3 protein-coding genes are annotated in these 2,034 nt (G+C 37.9%); all 3 read right to left on the minus strand.

Translation table 11 applies throughout. The annotated features are described in order from the left end of the window. Positions 1-752, minus strand: a 752-nt coding sequence (locus tag M5121_RS15715) for a FeoB small GTPase domain-containing protein (protein WP_249571695.1), incomplete at its 3' end; no start/stop codon positions are given. Beyond that, entirely contained in the window at positions 742-999 is a 258-nt protein-coding gene (locus M5121_RS15720) for a FeoA family protein (protein WP_018679540.1), read from the minus strand. The genes M5121_RS15715 and M5121_RS15720, both read right to left, overlap by 11 nt. Positions 1,000-1,009: 10 nt before the next feature. After that, positions 1,010-2,034, minus strand: a 1,025-nt coding sequence (locus tag M5121_RS15725; RefSeq protein ID WP_249571696.1) for a cation diffusion facilitator family transporter, incomplete at its 5' end; no start/stop codon positions are given.

The following is a 2,034-nucleotide window of genomic DNA, read 5'->3' on the forward strand; positions in this document are numbered from 1 at the left end:
CCACTAAACCATGTAATCGAATCCTCAACAAAGGAAATTAATGGTTGAGCCCAAATAAAGACTGCCTGAAACATTACAAACATGGTAAAGGTCAATATTAATAATCCAAAAACTGGATGTAAGAATATTTTGTCCAAGAAAGCCGTTCGTTTATCACCATTATCATTTTTCAAGATGACTTGTTTTGTAATATATTTGATTTGGTCAAAGTGACTCAGATCAGAATGATAAGGGGCAACAAACAAATTCTTTTGATCCAATTGGGTCAATAGTCCCTGAATGCCTTTTGTTTTTACAGCTACTGACTCAACAACAGGAATACCTAAAAGCTGAGATAGCTTCGTTGTATCAATTGCAATCCCACGCTTTCTAACCTCATCCATCATGTTAAGAACAAGTAACATTGGTCTGTTCAAAGCTCTGACTTCAAGTACAAGACTTAAATGAAGATGAAGATTCGTAGCATCGACAACACATACAAAAATATCAGGTATGACTTCGCCTTTTAATTCACCAAAGCATACTGCTCTAGTGACCTCCTCATCTAAACTGCTCGGTTTTAAACTATAAGTCCCAGGCAAATCCAATACTCGAACGGTATCACCAGAAGGTAGTTTAAAAAAACCTTCCTTACGTTCAACTGTTACCCCAGCATAATTTGCAACTTTTTGACGAGTCCCTGTGAGGGTGTTAAAAAGTGATGTTTTCCCGCAATTAGGATTACCAACAAGTGCAATATTTTTAGTGTCCATTGGTAATCTCTACAAAAATTCGTTCTGCTTCATTTTTTCTTAAGGCGAAACGTGAGGTTTCGATTTGAACCAACACAGGATCACCACCAAAAAGCCCTTTCGCAAGCACTTGTAAGGTTTCACCTACTCTAAAGCCCAGCAGTTCTAAACGCTCCAGAACAGGATCATTTTTATCTTGATACTGTTCACCCTTTTTAAGATCAATGATTTTTACAGTCTGATCTTGCTTTACTTGAAATAAATTCATTGTCTGTACCTTATTTCAACGCCAAAATTTTTCGAGCGCCATTCAGCACAAATAATGAAACAAGAATACCAATAATCAAATCTGGATAAGCTGAGCCCGTCCATGCAACCAGTACACCTGCTAAAATTACTCCCATATTTACTATCACGTCATTAGCAGAGAAGATCCAACTCGCTTTCATATGGGCTCCACCATCTTTATGCCCAGAAATGAGATACAAGCACGTCACATTGGCAATAAGTGCTAAAAAGCCAATAATGATCATCAAATCTGACTCTGGTTCACTACCGAACATGAAACGTCTGACAACATCAATAATAACGATCAAAGCTAATAAAAGTTGAATCCATCCTGCAAAATGAGCTGCTTTTAATTGGTATTTAGCTGCTTTCCCTACCGCATAAAGTGCTATACTGTAAACGGCAGCATCTGCAAACATATCAAGAGAATCCGCAATAAGCCCCGTCGATGCAGCAATGATGCCACTTATGAACTCAATAAAAAAAAGAACACCATTAATCGCTAGTAATAATTTTAGGACTTTCGCCTGCTTAGTCGGATCTGGCGTTTCAGGCAATTCCCCAGTGGCTTTTACTGTTTCCACAAGCTTTGCACCAAAACCGAGGGCTTCAAGTTTTGTGGTAATTTCATTAATCCCATTTGTATGGAAAACAACTAACTGTCTTTGTGCCAAATCAAATGATAAACCTTTAACTTCATGCAAGGGAGAAAGAGCCATTCTGACCATTTGCTCTTCTGCCGAACAATCCATCTTTGGAATCAGAAAAGTACTGGCTTCTTGTGTGTGCTCTTTATTTTCATAAGCTTCAGTTTTATTTAATTTTGCTCCAAATCCAAGAGCTTCAAGTTTTGCAGTGATTTCATTATTTTCACCATTATGCAGAACTTTTAGGTTTCGGTTTGGCAAATCAAATACCAGCCTCTTAACATCTACTAATGAAGATAAAGTCATCCGAACCATTTGTTCCTCTGCGGAGCAATCCATTTTCGGGATGTTATAGTCACTGATGAAAG

The sequence above is a fragment of the Acinetobacter sp. ANC5681 genome, assembly GCF_023488045.1.
In the GTDB taxonomy this organism is placed as follows: domain Bacteria; phylum Pseudomonadota; class Gammaproteobacteria; order Pseudomonadales; family Moraxellaceae; genus Acinetobacter.